Source organism: Agreia bicolorata (assembly GCF_000938265.1).
GTDB classification, from domain to species: domain Bacteria; phylum Actinomycetota; class Actinomycetes; order Actinomycetales; family Microbacteriaceae; genus Agreia; species Agreia bicolorata.
On sequence record NZ_JYFC01000001.1, the window covers coordinates 441918 to 465596 of the forward strand.

At 65.0% G+C, this 23679-nt stretch carries 16 protein-coding genes, 1 tRNA gene and 1 pseudogene; 9 read left to right on the top strand and 9 right to left on the bottom strand.

Features of this window, described 5'->3' with window-relative positions; translation table 11 throughout:
- Positions 1–65 precede the first annotated feature (65 nt).
- A complete protein-coding gene (locus TZ00_RS02080) occupies positions 66–677 on the top strand; it encodes a hypothetical protein (protein ID WP_044438872.1) in 612 nt (203 codons plus the stop codon).
- A 115-nt stretch (positions 678–792) separates the two neighbouring features.
- Positions 793–1218 carry an SMI1/KNR4 family protein gene (locus TZ00_RS02085; RefSeq protein ID WP_052521201.1) on the top strand — a complete coding sequence of 142 codons (426 nt, stop codon included), beginning with the start codon at positions 793–795 and terminating at the stop codon, positions 1216–1218.
- A gap of 415 nt (positions 1219–1633) precedes the next feature.
- Here the strand turns inward: TZ00_RS02085 and TZ00_RS02090 are convergent.
- The 3 genes from TZ00_RS02090 to TZ00_RS02100 form a co-directional block, all read right to left on the bottom strand.
- Positions 1634–1707 (bottom strand) — tRNA-Met (locus TZ00_RS02090).
- A 53-nt stretch (positions 1708–1760) separates the two neighbouring features.
- A complete protein-coding gene (locus TZ00_RS02095; RefSeq protein WP_166428658.1) occupies positions 1761–4712 on the bottom strand; it encodes a UPF0182 family membrane protein in 2952 nt (983 codons plus the stop codon).
- 73 nt (positions 4713–4785) lie between these two features.
- Positions 4786–5904 (bottom strand): YlbL family protein, encoded by a 1119-nt coding sequence (locus TZ00_RS02100; RefSeq protein WP_044439321.1) that lies wholly within the window; start codon positions 5902–5904, stop codon positions 4786–4788.
- A gap of 267 nt (positions 5905–6171) precedes the next feature.
- On the opposite strand from TZ00_RS02100, the gene TZ00_RS02105 reads away from it, so the two are divergent.
- Positions 6172–7488 carry a zinc-dependent metalloprotease gene (locus TZ00_RS02105; RefSeq protein ID WP_044439323.1) on the top strand — a complete coding sequence of 439 codons (1317 nt, stop codon included), beginning with the start codon at positions 6172–6174 and terminating at the stop codon, positions 7486–7488.
- A 347-nt stretch (positions 7489–7835) separates the two neighbouring features.
- Positions 7836–8357, top strand: a pseudogene (locus tag TZ00_RS20250) (TOMM precursor leader peptide-binding protein); the annotation flags it as partial.
- Here the strand turns inward: TZ00_RS20250 and TZ00_RS20255 are convergent.
- Both TZ00_RS20255 and nudC read right to left on the bottom strand, forming a co-directional pair.
- Entirely contained in the window at positions 8320–10047 is a 1728-nt protein-coding gene (locus TZ00_RS20255; RefSeq protein ID WP_044439324.1) for an ATP-dependent helicase, read from the bottom strand. The pseudogene TZ00_RS20250 and the gene TZ00_RS20255 sit on opposite strands and share 38 nt — an antisense overlap.
- Positions 10044–11006, bottom strand: coding sequence for an NAD(+) diphosphatase (nudC, locus tag TZ00_RS02115; RefSeq protein WP_044438874.1), 963 nt, complete (start codon positions 11004–11006; stop codon positions 10044–10046). The genes TZ00_RS20255 and nudC overlap by 4 nt, the downstream gene beginning before the upstream one ends.
- Before the next feature lie 59 nt (positions 11007–11065).
- On the opposite strand from nudC, the gene TZ00_RS02120 reads away from it, so the two are divergent.
- On the top strand, positions 11066–12115 hold the full coding sequence (locus tag TZ00_RS02120; protein WP_044438875.1) for a phosphotransferase: 1050 nt from the start codon (positions 11066–11068) through the stop codon (positions 12113–12115).
- Here TZ00_RS02120 and TZ00_RS02125 read toward each other — a convergent pair.
- Entirely contained in the window at positions 12112–15384 is a 3273-nt protein-coding gene (locus tag TZ00_RS02125) for an ATP-dependent DNA helicase (protein WP_044438877.1), read from the bottom strand. The two genes, TZ00_RS02120 and TZ00_RS02125, sit on opposite strands and share 4 nt — an antisense overlap.
- A complete protein-coding gene (locus TZ00_RS02130) occupies positions 15348–18467 on the bottom strand; it encodes an ATP-dependent helicase (RefSeq protein ID WP_238579543.1) in 3120 nt (1039 codons plus the stop codon). Before TZ00_RS02130 ends, TZ00_RS02125 begins: the two co-directional genes overlap by 37 nt.
- A gap of 168 nt (positions 18468–18635) precedes the next feature.
- Here TZ00_RS02130 and TZ00_RS02135 point away from each other — a divergent pair, with 168 nt between their 5' ends.
- Genes TZ00_RS02135 through kynU form a run of 3 tightly spaced genes read left to right on the top strand, consistent with a single transcriptional unit; the run spans position 18636 to position 20393 of the window.
- On the top strand, positions 18636–18860 hold the full coding sequence (locus tag TZ00_RS02135) for a DUF3107 domain-containing protein (protein ID WP_044438881.1): 225 nt from the start codon (positions 18636–18638) through the stop codon (positions 18858–18860).
- A gap of 3 nt (positions 18861–18863) precedes the next feature.
- Entirely contained in the window at positions 18864–19166 is a 303-nt protein-coding gene (locus TZ00_RS02140; RefSeq protein ID WP_044438882.1) for a hypothetical protein, read from the top strand.
- A 6-nt stretch (positions 19167–19172) separates the two neighbouring features.
- Positions 19173–20393: a kynureninase gene (gene kynU / locus TZ00_RS02145; protein ID WP_044438884.1), complete on the top strand. Its 1221-nt coding sequence runs from the start codon at positions 19173–19175 to the stop codon at positions 20391–20393.
- Here kynU and TZ00_RS02150 read toward each other — a convergent pair.
- Entirely contained in the window at positions 20383–21096 is a 714-nt protein-coding gene (locus TZ00_RS02150; protein WP_044438886.1) for a ferritin-like fold-containing protein, read from the bottom strand. The two genes, kynU and TZ00_RS02150, sit on opposite strands and share 11 nt — an antisense overlap.
- A gap of 232 nt (positions 21097–21328) precedes the next feature.
- Here TZ00_RS02150 and TZ00_RS02155 point away from each other — a divergent pair, with 232 nt between their 5' ends.
- Positions 21329–22756: a DEAD/DEAH box helicase gene (locus TZ00_RS02155; RefSeq protein ID WP_044438888.1), complete on the top strand. Its 1428-nt coding sequence runs from the start codon at positions 21329–21331 to the stop codon at positions 22754–22756.
- 3 nt (positions 22757–22759) lie between these two features.
- Here the strand turns inward: TZ00_RS02155 and TZ00_RS02160 are convergent, their stop codons facing one another.
- Positions 22760–23629 (bottom strand): PHP domain-containing protein, encoded by an 870-nt coding sequence (locus TZ00_RS02160; RefSeq protein WP_044438889.1) that lies wholly within the window; start codon positions 23627–23629, stop codon positions 22760–22762.
- Positions 23630–23679 lie beyond the last annotated feature (50 nt).

Consider the following 23679-nt stretch of genomic DNA (forward strand, 5'->3'; position numbering starts at 1 on the left):
GCTCAGCAGCACGCAGTTGGCTCCAGGTGAAATGCGAGTTGGTATCACTTCAGTAGAGTCCCTTCATGACCTGCAACAGCATTGTGGACTGCCTCTCCCAGATTCTCGCGGTCGTGTCCCAGTCTGAGCGGGCGACAGAGTTCGAAACGACCACGAAACTCGCCGACATCGCGGTAGCCGCCGCTTCAGTGATTGTCGCCGCTCTAGCTGTCGTCGTGTCAATAACCATCGTCGGTCGCGACAATCGTCTGGCGCGGAGGAAGGAACGTGATCAGATTCGCGAAAGGCTCCGAGTTTGGTTTGCCGGTCTGAGCCGCTCAGCCGACAAGAAGACAAAGGAAAGCCACCGACGTCTCGATAGCCGCATCAAGGAAGATGTCAACCCGCTACGTAATCAGGATGTCTTCGAATTGATGCACTGGGCGGAATCGATGCACACCTTGACCCAGGAGCGCGAGGATAACGATCCCGACGAGCATGACCGGATGCACGCCGAGCGCATGTACGCAAAGTGGATATTCCGCGATGCCCTTGCGGTCTGGGTGCTCCATCCGCGCGTAGGTCGAATGAAGATGCGCAGCTTGAGAAAGCGTGGTTACTCCGTTCTTGAAGACCTTGAGATCCCTGACTCCAAGCAAACCGCAGATTCCATGAGGCCCTACGAACCCTCAGTCTGAGCCGCAGCAATGACGACCAGAAGCTAGCTCTCGCCTGACGGGGTGGAGATTGTTCCGGCAGCGCAAGGGTTTGCGCCCACAAGACGAACGTACCGCTACAGCTAGGAATTATCAGATGAACAATGAGTTGAAAGCTGCCCTCGCAACACGAAGGAATGTTGAAAGCGGCACTGGCGCGACAGAGGAAGAGATTGTTGCAGTCGAAGCCAGTATCGGATTGATCTCGCCCGAGTACCGCCAGTTTCTACTTGACATGGGCTGGTTGAACGTTGGTCATTACGAGATTCTGGGTATCGGCAAGGGCATAACCCCGGCAAATGATCTTCTAGAAGTGACGTTGGACGAAAGGGGATATGACAGAATCCCGACATTGATTCCGGTGATGAACAACGGTGCAGGGGACCTGTATTGCGTCAAAGAAGGGAGCACTAGTTCACCGTTACTGCTCTCTACTCTTGACTCAAGTCCGGATTACGTGGTCGACGAGGAGGGATTCATCAACTGGCTCCTGAACCTGGTCAAAACGCTACCCTCCACCTAAGGGACGGAATCGGTAGGGTCTGCTGGCGATGAACTCGCCCCAGTTGCGGAACTTCGCTCAGCCGCATTGGCCTTCCGCGATGAGCAGGAATCTGCCCATTTCGTCTCCAAGTAACTTCTGTTGGCTCACGTGCGGATCTCTTTCAATTCAATCAAGTAATACAACCTCTGTTGACGTGATCGCAGCGTATTCCAACCTTCCTCATCCCCACAAGAATGGCCGAGAACTGCGTCGCCTGTTGGATTCCATAGTGAGCTAGTTCAGGAGCTTCGCAACGTGCCTACCGCCAAGCGTCTTTCACTAACAGAACCGTCCAAGGCCCAGAAAAGCAAAAGCCCCGCGCACACGTTGCCGGGGTTAAAGCGAAAGGCCCTCCGGCTTCGAATTTCTTCGAAGCCGGAGGGCCTTTCTTCTGTTGCGGGGACAGGATTTGAACCTGCGACCTCTGGGTTATGAGCCCAGCGAGCTACCGAACTGCTCCACCCCGCGCTACCTGTTAAGACTAACACAGGGTGCGAGAGGTTCTGACCAGGTGGCCGCGCTTACTGCCCCTGGGCCGATAGCGCGCGGTCGAGCGCTGCCTTGAGCTTGGCGTCGGCAGCACCGTATGCCGCCCAGTCGCCCGCCTTCATGGCCGTATCGCGTTCGTCGAGGGCAGCCTTGGCGTCCTTCAGCGCCTGCGTGAGACCGCCGGTGTCTGGCGTCGTGGGCGTACCCGTTCCGGCATCCGGTTGTGTGCCGGCCGAGTTGTCGGGCGTCTGGCCCCCGTCAGTGACGGGAACAGACTCGTCGCCCGCGACGGCACCGGAGTCTCCGCCGAACAACTCGTCGAGGGCAGCATCCAGGGTGTCTTCGAACGCGATCTTGTCTCCAAAGGCGACGAGGATCTTCTGCAGAAGCGGATAGCTGGTGCCGCCCTTGGACTGCACGTAGACGGGCTGCACATAGAGGAGTCCGCCACCGACCGGCAGGGTCAACAGGTTTCCGCTCTTGACTTGGGTCTCGCCCTGACGCAGCAAGTTGAGAGCCTGCGACACGGTCGGGTCGGTGGTGAAGTTGTTCTGCACCTGGCCCGGGCCTGGAACGGTGTCGTCCTTCGGCAGGGTGAGCAGCCTGAGCTTGCCGTAGTCGGGCGAGACCTTGCCGTCTTCCGATCCGGCGTTCGAGTCGACCGCCAGATATCCGTTCAAGACGTTGCGGCTGCCCTCCCCTGTCGACACCGGAATGAAGGTGGAGTACAGGGAGTACGACGGCGCCTGCTGCCCTGGCATCTGCAGCGTCAAGTAGTACGGCGGCTGAAGGCTCGGGCTTTCGGACGGCGCGGTGGGATCGTTCGGCGTGGTCCACGCATCTTGCTTCGAGTAGAACGATCCGGCGTCGGTCACGTGGTACTCGCCGAGGATCGCGCGCTGCACCTTGAACAGGTCGGCCGGGTAGCGCACGTGGCTGAGCAGGTCTCCACTCATATCACTCATGGGCTTGAGCGTCGACGGGAAGATCTTCTGCCAGGTCTTGAGCAGCGGATCGGTCTCGTCCCACGCATAGAGCGTGACCTTGCCGTCGTATGCGTCGACCGTGGCCTTGACCGAGTTGCGGATGTAGTTGATATCGTCGACAGCGAATGCCGGCTTCGGCTGGTACGTGTCGGCGATGACGTCGGAGAGACTCTCCGTTCGCGAATACGGATAGTTCGCGCTCGTGGTGTAGCCATCGACGATCCAGACGACCTTGCCGTCGACGACCGAGGCGTAAGGGTCGGAGTCGATCGTCAGGTATGGCGCGACCTTCGATACCCGCTTAGCCGGGTCACGGTCGTAGAGAATCTGCGACTGGTCGGTCACCCCGTCTGACAGGAAGATCTGCTCCGACTGGAACTTGAGGGCGTAGACGAGCTTGTTGAAGACGTTGTCGAGCTTCGGCCCGCCGTCGCCCGTGAAGGTCGTATACGTCTGCTGCGCGCCCTCTTCGCCCGACGGATAGTCGAGCTCGTTCTTGGGGCCGCCTTCAGGCCCGCCCACGATGGAGTAGTCGGGCGATGTTTCGCCGAAGTAGACCCTCGGCTCGTATTGGCCGAGCGAGCCCGTGGTGGGGATGCCGGACTCGAGGAAGACGGGCTGGCCGTCGACGGAACGCTGGTTGCCGAACGCCGCGACGAGGCCGTAGCCGTGCGTGTAGACGATGTGCTGGTTGTACCAGGTGTTCGATGTGCCGAGGCCCTCGAGGTTCAGGTCGCGAACGGTCGTCACAGCGTCTTGCACAGTGCCGTTGATGTTGTAACGGTCGACATCGAGATACTGCGGGAACTGGTAGTACTGCCGGAACTGCTCGAGCTGCTTGTAGGTGTCGGAGACGAGAGCCGGGTCGATGATGCGAATGTTCGCGGTCGTGACCGCATCCTGTCGCAGTGCACCGGCGGTCGCATCGGTCGTGGCGTCGTACTCGGTCTCTTCGACGCCGGAGACGCCGTAGGCGTCGCGCGTCGAGTCGATATTGCGCTGAATGTACTCGGACTCGAGTGAACGCTCAGACGGATCGACCTGGAAGCGCTGCACGACCCAGGGGTAGAGCGAACCGAGAATGAGGCTCGACACGATGAGCAGAACCGTGCCGATGATGGGCAGGCGCCAGCGGCCGATGACCGCGGCGACAATGAAGAGAACCGCGACGATGCCCGCGATGCCCGCGAGGATCGACAGGCCCGGAATCGTTCCGTTGACATCGGCATAGGTGGCTCCGGTGATGAGCTTGCCCGTGCCGTTCGTGACCGTGGAGTACTGATCGAGCCAGATGCTGGCCGCCTGCACGGCGAGGTACAGCGCCGCAAGAACGGCAATCTGGATGCGGGCGGTCTTGGAGATGCGCACCTCGCGGCCCGCCACACGAATCGCTCCGTAGAGATAGCTGGTGGCGAGAGCGGCAATTCCGGCGACGAGGATGACGGCGGAAGCAAACCCGACGACTCCGCGGAAGAACGGCAGGTCGTAGAGGAAGAACGAGATGTCGAGACCGAACTGCGGATCTGTCTGGCCCGTGGGGGTTCTGTTGAGCCACATGAGGGTGAGCTGCCAACGCGATGCCGTGGCGACACCCGCGAAGATGCCGAGCATAACGGGGATGCCGATGGAGGCGAGGCGTCGGAGCGGCTCGACCACCTGCTGGTAGCGGTCGAGCTGCGAGTTGAGCTTCGCGTAGACCGGACGCCACCGGAAGGCGATCTCTATGGACGCCCAGACAGGAACGGCCATGGCTACGAAGCCGACGAGGAACATCACCCCGCCCGCGGCCCACTGGGTGGTCAGCACATCGACGAATCCGACCTGGTCATACCAGAGGATCTCGGTGTAGAGATTGGAGAAAGCGAAGAATGCGATTGCCAGGGCGACGACGATGGCGATGGTGATCGCCAGGGGTGCTCGGGATCTTCTGATGGGCTTCTCGGCGGTTTGGGAAGTCACGTGTGGGGGCCTCTTTACAGCGGTGCGGTGTCCGTCCATCCTAGACAAGGCATGCTGAGAACTCTCCGCCTCGCATTGCGCCTCGGGAGAACACGACCGCTGTCGCGAGCTGTTATGTGGCGGGGCTCGCGTCGCAGGTGGGCAGCGCGTCGAGACCGGCGCCGCTCGAGATCGCTTTCAGCGCGGCCAGAGAATCGTCGAGGGTCGCCACGGCGAACACCCGGATGCCGTCGGGCACGTGACCGACGACCTCGTCGCAGTTGGATGCTGGGGCAAGGAACCAGTCGGCGCCGGCGTCGCGCGCGCCGAACAGCTTCTGGCGAATACCGCCGATGGGCCCGACGGTGCCGTCTGCCGAGATGGTTCCCGTGCCGGCAACATTCTGGCCGCCGTTCAGCTCTCCATCGCTGAGCTTGTCGATGATTCCCAGCGCGAACATCATGCCCGCGCTCGGCCCACCCACGTTGTCGAGCTGGATCTTCACATCGAACGGGAACTCGAAGCTGGCCTGCACGCCGATTCCCAGAACAGATGTATCGCCGCTGGTGATCGGGGTGATGGATGCTTCGACCGGCGTGCCCGCGCGCGTCACGTCGACGACGGCCGGCTTGTCGATGCCGTTCGCCGCCACTGCGGACCGCAGCTCGTCGATCGAGCCGACGGGCTGGCCATTGACGCTCGTGACAACATCCCCGGGCTCGAGTTGTCCCTCGGCAGGCGAGCCCTTAGCCACGCTTCCGACGCCGACCCTGGTGGTGAAGTCATAGCCGAGGCTGCTGAGCGCGGCCGCGATGGCCTCCTGCTGACTGTCGACCATCAGGGCGGCATTCTGCTCGTCGCGCTCCTCGGTGGTGACGTCGGGCGGATAGACCGCCTCGAGCGGCACAACTGCCTTGCTGCTGTCGAAGTACGCCTGCACGACCTCGGCCCACGACGGGGTCTGCTTCGGTGTTCCGACAACGGAGACCGTGAGCATGTCGAGCGTCCCGCCGGTGGGATACGTGGTCTCCCCGTCTATCGAGATCAGCGGGGTGTCCTTGCCGTCGACGGTCTGCGACCCGAGAGTGTCGAATACGGGGCCAGGCTGCTCGATGACATACGGCGTCGGCAGAAAACTCATGACGAGGCCGAGCACGAGCGCGACGACGAGCACGGTCCAGCCTGTCGTCCGACGGCGTGCCGTGCGGCGCTCCGTCGCGATCTCCTCGGGTGAGCGGAGAACGAAGGGCACCCCTGGTTGCCCGTTCGTGCCGTCAACGCGGTCTGCGTCATTCAAACCGAACAGGCTCACGTGTCTCCTCGACAAAAGGGGTGGAAATCAGATGGGTCGGAATACCCGACAAGGACTGTTCGCCACGGGCGCACGGCCAGAGGCACCAGCCTATGGGAAATCCCAGCAAGGCCGATCGGCCACGGGATAGCGTAGAGAGCAATTCTGACAGCGGGCATGGAGCACACCGGATCCTCGCCGACTGCCGGGCGAAAGAGGTTTCCTGCCATGAGCGACGACACATCGAAGGAGCCGGAGGACGACTTCCGCGACATGCTGCGGAGCTTCCTCGAGGGCAACTCGGAGATGGACCCGGCCAAGCTTGCGAGCGCGGCAGGACTCCCCTCCGACCCCGCTGCGGTGCAGCAGCTCATGCAGCAGCTGCAGAACGCGATGCGAACGACGGGCGACGGCATCGACTGGCAGGTCGCCACGAAGCAGGCGAACGAGTTCGCCGGCCAATCGTCACTGAGCGTCACCGACGCGCAGCGCACCGAACTCGACGGGGCTTTGCACATCGCCGCGCTCTGGCTCGATGAGGTCACGAGCGTCACCGAGCTCGCTCTGCCTCCTGTCTATCTCACCCGAGCGCAGTGGACGACACAGACCATGCCCGTGTGGAGCCAACTCGCGGAGCCCGTCGCACTGAGCATCGCCGACGCCCTGACCGCCGTATTGAAAGATCAGGCTCCGGAGGAGATGGCCGGTATGCTCGCCGGCGCATCCAAGCTCATGCGCAACCTCGGAGGCGCTCTGTTCGCCGTGCAGCTCGGCCAGGTGGTCGGCCAGCTCTCGACCGAGGTCGTCTCGGGCGGCGATATCGGCATCCCGCTCTTCGAAGATCAGACGGCCGCGCTGCTGCCGCAGAACATCGCCTCCTTCAGCGAGGGCCTCGACATTCCCCTCGACCAGGTTCAGCTCTACCTGGCGGTTCGAGAGCTGGCGCACGCCCGCCTTTTCCGGCACGCCAAGTGGTTGCGGCTGCACCTCATCACCTCGATCACAGAGTTCGCCCGCGGGATCCGAATCGACACCGAGCGCCTCGAAGAACTCGCGGAGGGCTTCGACCCGTCGAACCCCGAAGAGCTTCGCCAGGCCGTCGTCTCCGGCGCGCTCATCCCGCCGAAGACAGAAGCTCAGCAGCACGCTCTGACTCGCCTCGAGACCATGCTGGCTCTCGTCGAGGGTTGGGTCGATGTCGTCACCGCGCAGGCCACGACACGTCTTCCCTCGAGCAATGCCGTCGCCGAGACCGTGCGCAGGCGCCGGGCCACCGGTGGCCCAGCGGAGTCCGCGTTCTCGACCCTCATCGGACTCGAGCTACGCCCACGTCGCCTTCGCGAGGCAGCCGCGATGTGGCAGGCAGTGACCGACGCGGCCGGCTCAGACGTACGCGACGAGCTGTGGTCGCATCCCGACCTCGTTCCGACCGCTGACGACATCGATGACCCCGCGGCCCTCGTGTCTCGACTGCAGGCAGGAACGCCCGCGCCCGACGAAATGGACCAGGCGCTCGAAGATCTGCTCCGCGGCGAGGGCGAGTAGGGGCTACCGAAGGCATATCGGTCGGCTGTGCATAACTTCGGCGGTATGCACGCTCGATCGGGCATCATCTCTGCATGGCTCTGCAGATCGATCCCCGATACCCCGTTCTCTGGCGCACACCGTCGAGCATGCAGATCGGTGCCGACCGGTCGATCGTGACATTGCACGATGTCACTGTAGCCGAGGAGCATCTCGTGGCCGTCCTTCGCAAGGGCATCAGCCAGTCCGGGCTCGATATGATCGGCGAGACCGTCGGTGCCAGCCCCGACGATGTCGCCGATCTCCTCCTGCGAGTTCGTCCGGCGCTGCGCCGTCATGCAGCGTCCACCCGCGGGCTTGAAGGTACGATGATCGCCGTCACCGGCCCGTCCGTCGGCGCCGATGCGATCCGCTCGGTGCTCGCGGGCCTCGGCGCCAGACTCGTCGACGGCTCCGAACCCGCCGACTTGGCGATCATCGTGTCGACTTTCAGCACCGATCCCCGTCAGTCCGGCACCTGGCTCCGACGCGACATCCCCCATCTCGCCGTGGTGTTCGGCGATTCCGAGGTGCGCATCGGACCGCTGGTGGAACCGGGTTCAGGCCCGTGTCTTCACTGCGTCGAACGTGCCCGCATCGACGATGATCCGAGCTGGCCCGCCCTCGCCGGGCAGCTTCTGGGGCGACGTGCGCAGACAGAAGACCCGCTCACCGTGTCGACGGTCACGCCGCTCGTGGCCCGCGCCGTGCTCGACCGGCTCGCAGCTGACACCCCGCGATCCAGGAGGCTTCGGCTGCGTTCGCGTGCCAGTATCGTCGACGGACAGACGGGCGACATCGAAGAGAAGAAGTTCAGCCCTCACGCCGACTGTGCGTGCCAGGGAGTGCCTCCTGCAGAAAACGCGACGGCTGCCTTTGCTGAGAGCGACCCATCCCAGACTCCGAGTACGACAGCTCGAGCCGGCGGCGCGCGCGGGTGATCCCCACATAGAGCAGCCGTCGCTCCTCGTCGATCTGCTCGAACGTCGTGGCATAGCTGATCGGAACGAGTCCCTCCGACAACCCGGCGAGAAAGACCACGGGCCACTCGAGGCCCTTGGCCGAATGCAGCGTGGCGAGGGTGACCGCTTGCACGGTGGGCTCGTGACCCGACCCTTGGCGCTCCATCAATTCATCGGTGAACTGGCGGAACGTCGTCGACGCCGGCTGACTCTCCGCGAGCGCCATCAAGGCGTTGAGCGCCTCCCATTTGTCTCGCACCGCGCCGCGCGCCTCGGGCGCATCCTGGCTCCACCCGAGCGAGCGCAGAACGTCGCTGACCGACTTGAAGAGCGGTTCCCCGGTGATCGACACCGAGGCGGCGCGCAGCGACATCACGGCCTGCTTGATCTCGGGGAGGTCGAAGAACCGCTTAGACCCACGGATCTGATAGCTGACACCGGCGTCTGCCAGCGCGGTCTCGAGGGCGGCGGCCTGCACGTTCACCCTGTAAAGCACAGCGATGTCCTCTGCTCGCGTGCCCTCGTCGATGAGTTGCGCAATGCGGGAGGCTATCCCCCGTGCCTCGGCCACGTCGGACGCGTAGGGCGTGACCTCAGGAGCAACTCCGCGATCGCCTAGCGCCTGCAGAGACAGGGCGCCCGAGCGACCCTTCATCAATCGGTTCGCGACGTCGACGATCGCCGGCGTGCTGCGGTAGTTCTGCTCCAGACGCACGGTGGTGGCGCTGCCATACTCCGCGGCGAACGAGAGGAGGTAGTCGCTTCGGGCACCTGCAAAGGAATAGATGGTCTGACTGGCGTCCCCGACGACGCAGAGGTCGCTGCGACCACCCACCCAGAGCGACAGCAGATGATGCTGCAACGGCGAGACGTCCTGGTATTCGTCGACGACGAAGAACCGGTACTGCTCGTGCACCTGCATTGCGACGGCGGGCTCCTGCTCGATCATGCCGGCCGTGGCGAGCAGCACGTCCTCGAAGTCGAGTTGGCGGCGCTCGTCTTTGATGTCTTCGTACTTCTGATGCAGGGAGAGCACCTGATCGACCGTGAGCGTGCCCGGCAGCGAACGCGAGGTGCGCAGGGCCAATTCATAGGCATCCAGACTCAGACTCGACACCTTTCGCCATTCGATCTCGGCGGCGAGATCACGGAGGCTCGCGGTATCGACCTTCAAACGCAGCGTCTCTGCGGCCTGACCGAGCAGACGAGCCTTGCCCTCGAGCACTCGTGGCATGTCGCCGCCGACAACGGTGGGCCAGAAATAGTTGAGTTGCGACAGCGCTGCCGCGTGAAATGTTCGGGCCGAGACGCCTCCGGCCCCAAGCGGGCGCAGCCGTGTGCGCAGCTCCGCGGCCGAACGAGCGGTGAACGTGAGAGCCATAACGCGATTGGGAGAGTAAACACCGGTCGCGACGCCATAGGCGATCCGATGCGTGATCGCCCGGGTTTTTCCCGTGCCCGCGCCGGCGAGAATGCACACCGGCCCGACGAGCGCGCGTGCGGCGATCTGCTGGTCGTCATCGAGGGCGGCGAGGATGCTCTCCGAGAGTTCGCCGTTCGCGACCGTTCCTGCGCTCACCACGCGAGGGCCTCTGCGGGCAGCGGCCCTCCGTACCAGTGCTCGAGGATGGCATGGGCGATCGAGGATGGGCCGGGCAGGGCAACGCCCGTCGCGGGATCCGCGATCTCGGCCCGGGTGAACCATCGAAGGTCGAGGATCTCCTCGCCATCCGGGCGCAATGCGTCGTCTGCGAAGGCGGGATCGACATGCGCGTAGAACCCGACCATCAACGAGGCCGGGAACGGCCACGGCTGCGACCCGAGGTACTGCGGGGTGAGGATGCGCACGCCCGACTCTTCGAAAACCTCTCGCTGCGCCGCCGCTTCGAACGACTCCCCCGGTTCGACGAACCCGGCGAGCAGCGAATACCGGTTCTGCTTCCACATGGCGTTCGAGCCGAGCAGGATCCTGTCCTCCGAGTCGACGATCCCCACGATGACTGCCGCGTCGGTACGCGGAAAGAGTTCGACGCCCAGTTCCACGTCGCGCCGTACCCAGCCGCCCTTCTCGACGACGGTCTCGGCTCCACTCCGAGGCGAATGGCTGTGCGACGCGTGCCATCCGGCGATCGCCAAGGCTTCGACGAACGCTCCGGCGTCGCGATCGCTCAACACGGTCGCCGTCTCCCTGAGATTCAGCCAACGGGCCTCATCGGGTTCAAGTCTCTCGGCCTCGTCATCACCCACGACGACGAGCACGATCCGCGTTCCAACAGGCTCGGGCGAGGTCGTCGACAGCGAAATGCCGAGGTAGACGCGCAACTCGAATTCACGCACTCGGTCGACGGCAAGAAGCGCTAGTCCGGCCCTACTGCTGAAGTCGGGTGCGGCAAGAGCGCGCCCCCGCCACAGGGGCAGCAGTCGGGTCGTCGGATCGGCCCAGAGTTCATCGAAGAGCTGGGGGCGTGCTCGGGATTCGTTGTCGCGGTCGATCTCCTGCCGAGACAGAGGCAGGTGGGAGAGGAAGGTGGAAGTCATGTGAACCAATCGTGCGTGGCGAACGCGACGGGGGAAGATGCCAGCCCTACCCTGTTGGTATGGCCAGATCCCACTTCACTCTAGCCGCGCTCTCGACCGCGGCCGTTCCCGGGGCTGACATCGTCTCGACCAGGCCGATCGGAACCGGAACACAGGGCCGCTACGACTCCGCTGTGGTCACTCTGCGCGACCGCAACGAACTCATCGTGCGCGTGCCGACTTCTCAAGACGCCGAGACGGAACAGTCTCGAGACCTCGTCGCTCTGAACGCTCTCACCGCCGGGTTCCGGGGCCGTCTTCCCTTCGACGTTCCCCACGTCGAGGGTCAGACGCCTGTCGCGAACACACGAGCAATCGTCTATAGCTACATCCCTGGCAGCCCCGCTGTGCTGGCCGAACTCGATGCCGCAGATCCGGTGGCCGAGTCGATCGGGCGCGCCATCGCATCCATTCACTCGCTGCCGACATCGCTCGTCACCGACTCGGGCCTTCCCGTGCAGACGGCAGCAGACGCAGCGCGTCTCGCCCGCATCACGAAAGACAGGGCCGCAGCGACCGGCGCTGTACCCTCCGACCTTCTCGCGCGCTGGTCGACGGCACTCGAAGACAGCGCGCTCTGGCAGTTCCAGCCGACTGTCGTGCACGGATCACTCTCTCCCGACTCCTTCCTCCTCGCAGCGAACTCGGTGTCGGGAGTGCTGGGCTGGTCGCAGCTGCAGGTCGGCGATCCAGCCTCAGATCTGTTCTGGCTCAGCTCGGCACCGAGCGAGCAGCTTGCGACCCGGGTATTCGGTGCCTACAACCTCGGCCGCAGCACGCCGGTCGACCGCCAGCTGCGCAAGCGCGCCCGGTTGTATGCCGAGCTCGAGATCGCCAAATGGCTGCTGCACGGCACGGAGAAGCACGACGAGACGATCATCGCCGATGCCAAGACCATGCTGGCTGGGCTGTCGGTGAGCGTGGAGTCGGACATGTTGAACCCTCTGTCAACCGACACCGGCCAGATCATGGCGGTCGAAGAGGTCGAAGAGATGCTTCGTCGCACACCCCGCACCGATCCATCTTCGGCACGCGACAGCACCCGTGTGAGTGGAATCTCCGAAGACTAGAACGGCCAGAGCTCGAGAAGCTGCTTCTCTGAGAAGAGCTGCTCGGGTGCAATGACCGTGTCGTCTGCGACGAAGTAGAACACGGCGTCTATCAGCTGCGGATCTATGCCCTTCCATCTGGCATAGGCGAGACGGTACAGCGCCAGCTGCAGCTGCTTGACCTCGAGGTCTTCAGGGGTGGTCGGCGCCTTCCCCGTCTTCCAGTCGACAACCTGGTAGCGCTCGCCATCGGTGAAGATCGCGTCGATCTTGCACACCACAACGTGCGTGCCGAGCACCAGGTGAATCTCGAGTTCGACCTCGAGCGGCCGTCTGTCGGCCCACGGAGACGCTTCGAACGTGGCCTGCAGGCTCTCGAGCTGAGATTGCTCGAGGGGCAGTTCGTCGGGCGCCTGGTCGCTGTCTGCCGCCGCGGAGTCGATCAGTTCAGCGCTGCCCGCAATGCCATAACGACTCTCTACCCAGGCGTGGAATCGAGTGCCCAGTCGTGTCTGTCGAAAAGGCTTCTCCGGCATCGGCCGGCGAAGGGATCGTGCGACGGCCTGGGGATCTGTGACGTAGTCCTTGAATCGCGAGGCCGCGATGCGGTTGGGCACCGGTGCGAGACCGGCCTCCTCGATCTGTCTGTCGCGTTCCGATAAGAGCAGATCGAGGTCGCGCTGCCAGCGGCCAGCCGCGAGCGACTGAGGGCTCTGGATGCGCGCAAGCACCAATTCGGCGGCCTGCTCGACGCGGCCACGTCGGGCGCCCAACGGGTCGAGAGGCCATCGTGCCGTGAGACCGTCGGCCTCGAGCGGGTTCTCTTCGTGCTCAGAGTGCGCTGGCACGTCGTCGATCAGACCGGCTTGTGCAAGTTCAGTGAGAAATGTCGACGCCCGGCGCGGTTTCGATTGCGTAGCCCAGAACGAGCCGGTGAGGAGAAGCGAGTTTCGCGCGCGCGTGACCGCGACGTAGATGAGTCGACGCTCTTCTGCCAGGTGTTTCGCCGCAAGTTCTGCTTGGAAGGTCTTCACTGCGCTGTCGAAGGCCTGCTGCGATCCGAGTCCGCGCCACTCGAGGACCGGCAGCGACGAGGCGTCTCCCCTGAATTCATATGGGAGTACTCCGAACCGAAGCCATCCCTTTCCTTCTTTGCTCTGGGCGGGGATCTCGTCGGCGACCAGCCTAGGCACGGCTACGACATCCCACTCCAAGCCTTTGGATCCGTGAATGGTCAGGAGCTGAACGGTGCCTGGCTCCGGCTCGTCGGTGCGAGGACTCAAGTCGTCTCGTTTCTCGGCGCGGTCGAGCCAAGCGAGAAAACTGCCCAGAGTTCCCTCGTCGTCGCCAGCGAGAAACGACGCGATCTCGTCGTGGAATGCGTCGAGCGCTCCGCGGGAGCCGCCGTTTGCCGCCACCCTCTCGTTGGCGGCGAGTTCGACATCGAGAAGCAGCTGTTGCTCGACGAATCGCACGAAATCGATGAGCGGGAGATTTCCGCGGGCGCGAAACGTGGCCAGTGTTCGCCCTGCGTGACGCAGTCGTTCGAGGCCCTGCTCCGAGAAGCGCTCGAGCTGATGGTGCGTCGACGCGTGTTCCGTGACGAAGTCGAGTGCGTCGACGATCGACGCCGAGTCGTCGGGTGCCACCGATTCGCGCATGCTGCGCGTGACATCCTGCGATACCGGCCGGTGAAAGGAGTCGCGCGAGGCGAGCCAACTCGCGACCTCCGCGAGAGCTCTGAGATCGTGCACGCCGACGTTCCATCGGGCACCGGAGAGAAGCCTGATCAGCGATGAGCCTGCCGCCGGGTCGTGTGTGGCTCTGAGGGCGCTGACGACGTCGACGACCTCGGGCGCGCTCAGAAGTCCGCCGACGCCGAGAATGTGGAACGGTATCCCCCGACGGTCGAGGGCGGCGGCGAAGAAGTCCATGTGGCTTCGAACCCGAAACAGCATCGCCGCAGACAACGGCTTTGCCGCGTCGGCCGAACCTGACGACGCGTGACTCGCGAATTGCAGAGCGAGCCAGTCAGCCACCGCATCGGCCTCGTCGTCGCGCGTCTCGAGAAAGCGGTATTCCACGCTGCCTGCCGGAGCATCGGGGCGCGGTTTCAGGCGGTGCACGTCGACGGCCGACTGCGTGCGCAGCGGCTCGACGAGGGTGTTCGCCGCGTCGAGCACAGACCGGGAGTTGCGCCAGCTCGTCGACAGAGAGAAGGTCGGAACCTCGCCGGCGCCGAAGTCTCGTCCGAACCATCCGAGGTTGCTGGCACTCGCACCTCGCCATCCGTAGATCGACTGGTGCGGGTCGCCCACGGCCATGACTCCGTGGCCCCCGAAGAGCCGGGCGAGTAGACGGGTCTGCACGACAGACGTGTCTTGATACTCGTCGAGCAGCACGACGGAGAAACGCGAGCGATACTCGTCGACGATCTGCGGGTTGCGCATGCAGATCTCGAGCGCAAGCGCGACCTGGTCGGAGAACTCTACGAGACCCTTCGCCTGCTTCTGTCGCGCATACGATCGTGCGAGGTCGACGAGGAGGGGAAGCGCGCCGATGGGCTCGACGGCAGCACCCACCGACGCGTATGGTGTCGACTTCGCTTTACCCTCCGTGTAAGGAAGGTCGACGAGATAGGAGAACCGCTCGGCCAGGCCGGCGACGGCCTCGGTGTCGACCACGTTCTCACTCAATTCTGAGCTGAGAGAAAGCACCGCTTCGACGAGCTGATCGAGGCTCTTGCCGAGGGGTACCAGCCTCTCGTCGCCTGCGGCGAGCAGCACCCGCCGGGCGAGACCCCACGCCGCGTTCTCGCCGAGGAGCACCGACTCCGGTTCGCGGCCGACGAGCAGCGCATTGTCTCGGAAGATCGTGTTGCCGAAGGAGTTGTAGGTCGACACGGTGGGCCGGTCGAAGAGGTCGCGGGAGTCGGTAGCCCCGTCATGCCCTGCCACACCCTGAACCGCTATGGCAGGCAGCAGCCCTGACCGCCGCAAGGAGTCGATGTGCCCCGAGATGCGTGTGCTCAACTCTCCGGCTGCCTTGCGCGTGAAGGTGAGCCCGAGAACTTCGTTGACCTGAACCTGGCCGTTTGCGAGCAACCAGACGACCCTGTTCGCCATCGTCGCGGTCTTGCCGCTTCCGGCGCCGGCGATGACCAGCGATGGCACGAGAGGCGCTTCGATCACCGCGCATTGCTCGTCGGTGGGTCTCGGCATGTCGAGCGCGTCGGCGAGTTCGACCGCGCCGATCATGCGCTCACCGCCCTGATCACGTGAATGCGACATGCCCCGTGCGACCAGGGGTCGAGGCAGTGCGACCCGATGCGGGCATCGACGTGAGAACCGGCCATTCCGGAGGCATCGGTCAGGATGCGCTGCCGGAACTCCTCGAGCTCGGAAGGCGATCGAGGGGTCTGAGTGTGATCGACGAAGTTCTTGCCTCGACTGGCTTTCGACACGATGAGCAGCCGGGCTCCGCCGGGCGTGGCCTCGGCGGGCACTCCCTCGATCAGGCCAGCGTCGAAAGCAAGCTGATATGCGCCCAACTGCGCATTCTCGCCGATCTCCGCAGCCGTGTACGCCCGTTTGCCGGTCTTGAGATCGACGATCACCACCGATCCGTCTGGGTAGAGTTCGACCCGATCGATCGTTCCCCGGAGGACAGCCTGATCGACCTCGAGTTCGAATTTCGACTCCGCACCCAGGAGCGTGCCACCCTGGCGGTCGAAGTCGGCGAGATACGTCGACAGCCGCGCAACGAGCTGCCTCGCTTCCCTGCGCTTGATCTCGCTGAGCCACGACGACTCGAAATACAACTCGCCCCACCGCGCATCGACGAGATCGAAAAGCGCCTGTTCGCTGGTATCGGGAGCCGCAGCGGTCGTGCTGGTCTCCATCGCCTCGTGGATCAACGTTCCGACCTGTGACGACGTGTTCGATGATCCTCCGCCCAGATGGTCGATCAACCAATTCAGCGGACAGGTCTCGAACGACTCCATTCGCGACGGTGAGACGGTGACCCGTGCGGCCTCGTCGGAGAGGTCGACGAGCGGCTCCGTCGAGCTGGCCGCGGCCAGTCCGTACCATTCCGCCGGATGCGCCCCTGGCACGGCCTCACGGGCGAGCGTGGCGAGTGCGGATGCTGCCTGCGAGTCGCCCCGCGCGGCGACGGTTCTCCGGAGCACACCCACCAGACCACGCAATGACAGCGGTGTACGCGACACGGCGCCAGGAACAGGTTCGGGCAGCAGCCGGAACAGAGGCGACGGCGATGAGTCGTCGTCATCGACGGCGGTGACGAGCAGCTCAGCGGAGGCACGGGAAATCGCCTGGGCGAACATGCGGAGCTCGTCGTGAAGAACGGCCGTTCGCTGATCGAGTACGGGCGAAGCCTCGCCTCGCCTGGCCCCCTCGAGAGCGTCCGCGCCGAGCAGAGTTCCGCGAATGCGGAGGTTCGGCCAGACGTTCTCTTGAAGCCCGGAGACCACTACAAGAGCAAATTCCGTTCCGACGGCTCCGGCGGGTGACGTGACGGTGACAGCGCGGCTCGTCGCCGCCCTCGCCAGAGTGTCTTCGGGAACGTCGACGTCGAGAAGCTGTTCGAGGAACACGGTCGCCGGGGCCTCCGGCGATCGCTCGACGAACCTCTTGGCCGACGAGAAAAGCGCGACCACGGCGTCGAGGTCGTGCGCAGTCTCGTCGGCGACGAGCCCGGTACCGAGGGATTGCGCACGCCAAGGCTCCGCGAGGCCGCTGGTCTCCCAGATCTGCCACAGCAGCTCTTCGACGCTCGCCTCGGTCGACGCACCCTCACGCGCGAGGAGAATCATCGACGCGAGCAAACGCGCCTTGCGGCCCACCCTCGGCTCGATTCGAGCGAGAACGAGCGGCATCTGCAAGGCATCGACCAGCAGCTCTGAGCCCGTGCGCTGTCCCCCGGATTCGAACTCCAGCTGTCGAAGTGCACGCTTGAGTCGCCGGAGCAGCACGGCGTCGGAGCCTGCAAGCGGACTTAGCAGGAGCGCCTCGGCGAGTTCTGAGGTCAACTCGCGGCGACCGAACGCGATTTCAAGGATCGACGCGAACGCGCGAACCACAGGTTCGTCTCGCAACGCAACGCGGGCACGCGAGACGCGGGTGGGCACATCGAACGCGGCGAGTCCCCTCTCGAGAGGCGCGATCTGAGATCCGCTGCGAACGATCACGGCCATGTCGTCCCATGCGATGTCTTCGAACACGTGCGCCTCACGAAGGCGGCGCGCGATCACAGCGATTTCGTCGGACGGGCTCGTCGCGAGCACCGTCGAGACTCCGGATCGCGCACGGGAGTGGGCAGCGTCGTCTGCCGCGAGAGCGCGACGTTGGCTGCCGGCCCTGGCCGTGCCGATTCTGGCGGTGACGTCGGCGACGATCGACCGCACTTGAGCGCCATGACGATGCACAACGCCGAGAACGATGGCCGGTTCTATGGGCACGCCCAGGTACTCGTCGAGACGCGCGAGCGTGTCGGGATGGGCACCTCGGAACGTGCCTGTGCTGATGTCGGGGTCGCCGAACGCGACCACGGTCACGCCGCGTCGCGCGAACTCGCGAACCAGGGTGAGCGTCGCGAGCGTCGACTCCTGCGCGTCGTCAAGCACCAGGAGCCGCAGCCTGGCAAGCGAGCCGACGGCCGCCTCGAGCTCGTCGGGTGCCGACTCCGCCTCGCGCAGCAGAACGGCCGCCTCACGAGCGAGTTCGGCGGAATCAAAACTGCGATCGCGATAGCTCGACTTGACGCGGTCGTACTCTTCGATGAATTGGGCGGCAGCTGCCCACTCCGGCCGGCCGACAGACTCGGCGAGCCCGGCGAGGCGGTCGGCGGATGTGCCGGTCTCGACGGCGCGCATCATGAGGTCGCGCAACTCGGTGCGGAACCCTCTCAGACGCCGCACGTCATCTCCAAGATGTTCGGGCCACGCAGGACCGGACGCGTCTGCAATGTCACCCGCGAGCAGCTCTGAGATGATCTGGTCTTGCTCGGCCCCGGTCAGGAGTACGGGCGGGTCATCACCGCGCACCGCCGCCATGCCGCGCACGATCTGGAACGCGATCGAGTTCGCCGTGCGTGCCAGCGGCCCGTTAGACGGCACGCCCAAACGAAGAGCCAACCGGTCACGCAGTGCAGTGGCGGATGCACGCGTGGGGGTGATGACCAGAACCTCGTCTGGAGAGAAGCCACGGTTGTGCACGCGATCGCACAGCAGTTCGACCAGAGCGGTTGTTTTGCCGGTGCCCGGCGCGCCGATGACGGCGCAGCTGGCCGAGTCGCCGAGCGCCAGGACACGGAACTGCGCGGGGTCGAGGCGCTCGGGCCGATCAATTTCCACGAGTGCAAAGCTAACGCGTGCCACGGACACTCGTACGCATCCTGTGTCGGGCCTGTTCGCTCTCGGCGAGTCACCCCGGCCTCCGATCGACATGACGACCCGCGATTCTGTCCTAATCTGGACGCATGGCCCCAGAGCGGGCCGCAGCACTTGTGAAAGGTAGCCCTGGTGGATATTCGAATCGGCATTGCACACTCCCCCCGCGAAATCAGCTTCGAGTCGAGCCAGTCACCGGCCGACATCGAGAAGGCCGTTGCCGAGGTCCTGAGCGGCGCCTCCGGTCACCTGTCGCTGACAGATGTCAAGGGCACCGTCTACCTCGTTCCGGCAACGACTCTCAGCTACGTGGAGATCGGTGCAGAAGAGGCACGACGCGTCGGCTTCGTGCTCTAACCCATGGAACTGCTCTTCATCACCCTGGGCGGAGCGATCCTCGGCCTCATCGCCAGGTACAGCCTCGCGCACCGGGAGAACCACGGAGTCGCCCTCGTGCCCGCCATCGGAGCAGCGGTCGCCGCCGTCGTCTGGGTGGGCCTCACCTGGGCCGGCCTTCCCTGGGACGGCGGCTGGATCTGGGTCATCAGTCTCGTCGTGACCGCCGCGGTCGTCGGTGTTGCAGATCCTGTGATCGGCATCTACCGAGAGCGCGCCGATATCGCGCGTTTCGTCGCGCTTCGCTCGTCGGCCGCCACGAACTAGCTTTCGATGGCATCCCTCGCCCAGGCAGAGGAGCTCGATGCGCACGACCCCCTGCGGTCGAAGCGCGATCTCTTCGTCGGTTCGGACGACCCCGGCATCGTCGCCTATCTCGATGGCAACTCGTTGGGGCGCCCCCTCCGGGCCAGCGCGGCGCGTCTGGCCGAGTTCGTGCCCGCCGCCTGGGGCGCGCGCCTCATCAGGGGCTGGGACGAGGAGTGGTTCGACCTGCCGCTCACGCTGGGCGACCGGATCGGAGCCGTCACCCTCGGTGCGGCGCCCGGCCAGGTGGCCGTCGGCGACTCGACGACCGTGCTGCTGTACAAACTGATCCGCGCTGCCGTCGATGCGCGGCCCGGTCGCCGCGAGATCGTCGTCGACACCGACAATTTTCCAACGGATCGCTACCTCGTCGAGGCGATAGCGGCAGAGCGCAACCTCGTCGTGCGCTGGATCGAATCCGACACCCGCGGCGGGGTCACGGCACCCGAGCTCGAGGCCGTTCTCGGTGACGACACCGCGCTCGTTCTGCTCTCCCATGTGGCCTACCGCTCAGGCTTCCTGGCCGATGTTCCCGCTCTGACGCGAATCGCGCACGCGGCGGGTGCGCTCGTGCTGTGGGATGTCTGCCACTCGGTCGCCAGCGTGCCGATGGATCTCGACGGCTGGGGTGTCGACATCGCCGTGGGGTGCACATACAAGTACCTCAACGGCGGCCCGGGATCTCCCGCCTTCGTCTACGTGCGACGGGAACTGCAGGAGAGCCTCGTGCAGCCGATCCAAGGGTGGATGGGCCACGCGGCGCCGTTCGACATGGGGCCCGGATACTCCCCCGCGCCCGGCATGCGGCGATTCCTGAGCGGCACTCCGTCGATCGTCGGCATGCAGGCACTCCGTGACATGGTCGATCTCGTCGATGAGGTGGGCATGCCGGCAGTCCGCGCCAAATCGGAGACGCTCACCCGATTCGCCATCGATGCCGTCGACGGCTGGCCCGCATCCTGGGCCGTCGACGTCGCGACCCCGCGACAGGCAGAACGCCGGGGCAGCCACGTAACCATCGAGCATCCGGCGTTCAAGCAGATCACCGCAGAACTCTGGCGCCGCGGCGTTATCCCAGACTTTCGCGCACCTCAGGGCATGCGTCTGGGCCTTTCACCGCTGTCAACGAGCCACGTCGAGCTCTGGAACGGCCTGGAGGCGGTGCGAGAGCAGCTCGTCAGGCTGTGAGTCCGAGCCCGTCCATGCGGCGGGTGTGCGCAGCGATGACCTCGGTGAAGACCGGTTCGATGCGCTGCTCGTCTGAGTTTCGGTTGTCGGTGTGATGAATCGCGGAGCGCGCGACCAGGAGGGTATCTCCTACGACTCGACGACCCCACATGGCGAGGTGCGATCCCAGCTTCGGATCGTTCGCGATGCCCTCGGCCACGATCGTGGCGATCGCCTGGCGGCCGCTCTCGGCGTCGAGGATCTGCACCATGCGCGGACCGGAACCGTTCTCGAGCCCGGCGGCGAGGTGGATGAAGAAGTCATCGAGGATGCCCGCGCTGACGTAGAGACTCGTGAGAGCCTCGTACCAGTTCGCTCCCGCGACGACCTCACGATAGTCGTCGATGGCGGCGGCGAACGGCTGCATGATGACCGCGGGATCAGAGACGTGTCGGCGAATCTCGGCGACGAGCCGCTCGTGCTTGTCGAGCGCCTGGCCCGCGGCCGGACCGAGCGACTCTTTGTGCGCGACAGTAGGAGCCTGGGTCACGATGCGCGACAGCGACTCGAAAAGCGAGAGCTGGATGTACGCGGCCTGGCCCAGATAAGGAAGCAAGGCCGGGGTGAGTTCGGCGAGGTTCACGCGCGGCAGTTGCAGCGCCTCTCCGCGAGGCTTCAGGCGGGGCACCTCGAGGCGCACCTTGGGCCGGCGAAACGTGAACACCCTCGTTAGCCTAGCGGCGCGCCGCACCCGCTAACGGACCCAACGCGCCCTTATTCCTGTCGATCCAGTAAACTCGGTGAAGCCCTGACACAAATCGGGGCGTCTACGCCGCCCGCCAGGCGCCATCGCCGGCCTTCGACGCGCAGGGCACAGACCGAATCGGTCTCGATCCCCACCGCGACCATTCTCCGTAAGCGGCGTAGCCCGATAATTCATGACAGGGCATCACACAGTGACTTTCACCGATCTAGGCATCGACCAGGACATGGCCGACGCGCTTGCAAGCAAGGGCATCCTCGAGCCGTTCCCCATTCAGACGCAGACGATCCCCCTGGCCCTCGACGGCCAGGACATCATCGGCCAGGCCAAGACGGGCACGGGCAAGACCTTCGGGTTCGGCCTCCCGCTCATCCAGCGCCTCGGACTCACCCCGGAGAACGGCGTGCAAGCGCTCGTCGTCGTTCCCACCCGCGAACTCGCGGTGCAGGTGACCGAAGACCTCGTCCTTGCCACATCCAACCGCCCCACGACCATCGTGTCGATCTACGGCGGAAAGGCCTACGAGGGTCAGATCGAGCAGCTGAAGGCAGGCGCGCAGATCGTCGTCGGAACGCCCGGCCGCCTACTCGACCTGGCGGGCCAGCGTCTGCTGAATCTCGCCAATGTACGCGAGATGGTGCTCGACGAGGCCGACAAGATGCTCGACCTCGGATTCCTCGCCGACATCGAGAAGCTCTTCGCCCAGACCCCCGCAACGCGGCACACGATGCTCTTCTCCGCGACCATGCCGGGCCCGATCGTGGCCCTTGCTCGTCGTTTTATGTCGAAGCCCATCCACATCCGCGCCACCGACCCCGACGAGGGTCAGGTGCAGGCGCAGATCAACCACCTCATCTACCGCGCCCACAACATGGACAAAGACGAGGTCATCGCCCGCATCCTTCAGGCCGAGGGCCGCGGCAAGACCGTGATCTTCACTCGCACGAAGCGGGCAGCGGCAAAGCTCGTCGAAGAGTTGAACGACCGCGGCTTCAACGCTGCAGCTGTTCATGGCGACCTGAACCAAGAACAGCGCGAGCGCGCGATGGCCGCGTTCAAGGCGGGCAAGAAAGACATCCTCATCGCCACGGATGTCGCGGCACGCGGCATCGACGTGCTCGACGTGACTCACGTCATCAACCACACGATCCCCGAAGACGAGAAGGCCTATCTGCACCGCGTCGGCCGCACCGGCCGTGCCGGCAAGACCGGAATCGCTGTGACTTTCGTCGACTGGGACGATCTGCACAAGTGGGCCCTCATCAACCGCGCGCTCGAGTTCGGCCAGCCCGAGCCCACCGAGACCTACTCGTCGAGCCCGCACCTGTTCTCCGATCTGAACATCCCGGCCGGCACCAAGGGTCGCCTGCGGCCCGCTTCGCCCAAGACGGGTGCGCCCGCCACCGATCGCGCCCCTCGTGGCTCGGGCGACTCGCGTCCCCCGCGCACGCGCTCACGCGCGCCGCGTGCGGCTGGGCACGAGTCGGGCACAGCGAACGCGCCGCGCGTGACGTCTGCCGACGGCGCCGGAACCCACACGGGCACCGGCCCTGAGCACCACGACGGCAACAGCGCGCCTCGCCGCCGCACGCGTCGCCGCACGCCGCGCGCAGCGGAGTAGAACTTAGTCGGGCAGCACGGGCGTCCAGCCCGTGCTGCGCTCGACGAGGCGCTCGAGCACGTCGGGCGATGTCTGGTTCTCGCCCAAGCGATTGGGCTTTCCGTCGCCGTGGTAGTCGCTCGACCCCGTGATCGCGAGGTCGAACTTGGCGGCGAGCTCGCGCAACCGCTCCTTGCCGTCGTCCGTGTTCTCCCTGTGGTCGATCTCGAGTCCGAAGAGGCCCGCGTCGACGAGACGCGAGAGCTCCCCCTCGCTCACGACTCCCTCACGTCCACGCGTGGCGGGGTGGGCGATGACAGGAACGCCGCCCGCGGCCACGATGAGCTCGACGCCCGTCAGCGGATCGGGCGCGTAGTGCGGAAGGTAGTAGCCGGCCCGCCAGTGCAGAATTCCGGCGAATGCGTCACTCCTCGTCAGTGAGTGCCCCTTCGCGACCAAGGCGTCTGCGATGTGCGGCCGCCCCACGGTCGCCCCGTCCTGGGTCTGCGCAAGAACATCGTCCCAGCTGAGGTCATAGTCCGCGCCGATGGCCTGCACCATGTCCTCTGCCCGCGTAAGGCGGGCAGACCGGATGCGTGCTGTCTCGGCGACCAGGCCGGCACTGTTGGGATCGAAGAGATACGCGAGCATGTGGATGCTGGCGCGCCCGCGCCGCGTCGAGAGCTCCATGCCAGGGATCAGCGCGATGCCCACTCGCCGGGCCTCGGCGGATGCCGACTCCCAGCCGGCCGTCGAATCGTGATCTGTGATGGCGACGGTTCCGAGGCCCGCGTCGGCGGCCGCACGAACCAGCTTGGCCGACGTCTCGGTTCCGTCCGAGGCACTGGAGTGCGTATGCAGATCGATCGGCCCTGGAGGGAATGCGGATGCCATCTGCCCATCGTACGAGTTCGAGCGCGCGCAGCTCGCCGCTACGATGAGCG

Coding starts and splice junctions, on each gene's coding strand:
- TZ00_RS02125 (WP_044438877.1), bottom strand. CDS start 15,384: ATGTCGCATTCACGTGATCAGGGCGGTGAGCGCATGATCGGCGCGGTC.
- TZ00_RS02095 (WP_166428658.1), bottom strand. CDS start 4,712: ATGGACGGACACCGCACCGCTGTAAAGAGGCCCCCACACGTGACTTCC.
- TZ00_RS02140 (WP_044438882.1), top strand. CDS start 18,864: ATGGAACTGCTCTTCATCACCCTGGGCGGAGCGATCCTCGGCCTCATC.
- TZ00_RS02080 (WP_044438872.1), top strand. CDS start 66: ATGACCTGCAACAGCATTGTGGACTGCCTCTCCCAGATTCTCGCGGTC.
- TZ00_RS02160 (WP_044438889.1), bottom strand. CDS start 23,629: ATGGCATCCGCATTCCCTCCAGGGCCGATCGATCTGCATACGCACTCC.
- kynU (WP_044438884.1), top strand. CDS start 19,173: ATGGCATCCCTCGCCCAGGCAGAGGAGCTCGATGCGCACGACCCCCTG.
- TZ00_RS02085 (WP_052521201.1), top strand. CDS start 793: ATGAACAATGAGTTGAAAGCTGCCCTCGCAACACGAAGGAATGTTGAA.
- TZ00_RS02105 (WP_044439323.1), top strand. CDS start 6,172: ATGAGCGACGACACATCGAAGGAGCCGGAGGACGACTTCCGCGACATG.
- nudC (WP_044438874.1), bottom strand. CDS start 11,006: ATGACTTCCACCTTCCTCTCCCACCTGCCTCTGTCTCGGCAGGAGATC.
- TZ00_RS02120 (WP_044438875.1), top strand. CDS start 11,066: ATGGCCAGATCCCACTTCACTCTAGCCGCGCTCTCGACCGCGGCCGTT.